Origin of the sequence: Bradyrhizobium sp. NBAIM08 (assembly GCF_020193935.1) — a bacterium.
In the GTDB taxonomy this organism is placed as follows: Bacteria; Pseudomonadota; Alphaproteobacteria; order Rhizobiales; family Xanthobacteraceae; genus Bradyrhizobium; species Bradyrhizobium yuanmingense.
In genome coordinates, this window is sequence record NZ_JADYVR010001323.1 from 1 (window position 1) to 383 (window position 383).

The window sequence follows — 383 nt, forward strand, 5'->3', positions numbered from 1 at the left end:
GCTTCTCACCGCCGACGCGGGTGTTCGAAGCGATCGGCCTGTTCCAGCCGACGCCTGCGGGCGAGCGCGAGCTGCGCCGCCGCGGCCTGCGCGTCCTCGTCCCGATCCGCGCCGGCTACGGCGCAAGCGATCCGCCGCCGCCCCGGGCCGATCTGGTCGAGCTTGCGGTCGCCGACCTGGTCGAGACGCTCGACGACGCCGGCATCGGCCGCTGCCCGGTGGTGGCCCCGACGCACGAGATACGCACGGCGCTCACCCTGGCGCAGCGCTGCCCGGAGCGGGTCGAGCGCATCGTCGCCCTGGGCGCCGCGTTCCCGACGACGAACATGCAGCGATTCCGCCGCCTGAGCGGGTCCTCGCGGGTCTTCATCACCCTGCTGCGC

1 protein-coding gene is annotated in these 383 nt (G+C 74.7%); it reads left to right on the forward strand.

The annotated features are described in order from the left end of the window. Positions 1–20: 20 nt before the first annotated feature. The coding region (locus I6F37_RS44730; RefSeq protein WP_368736848.1) for an alpha/beta fold hydrolase at positions 21–383 on the forward strand (363 nt) is incomplete at its 3' end.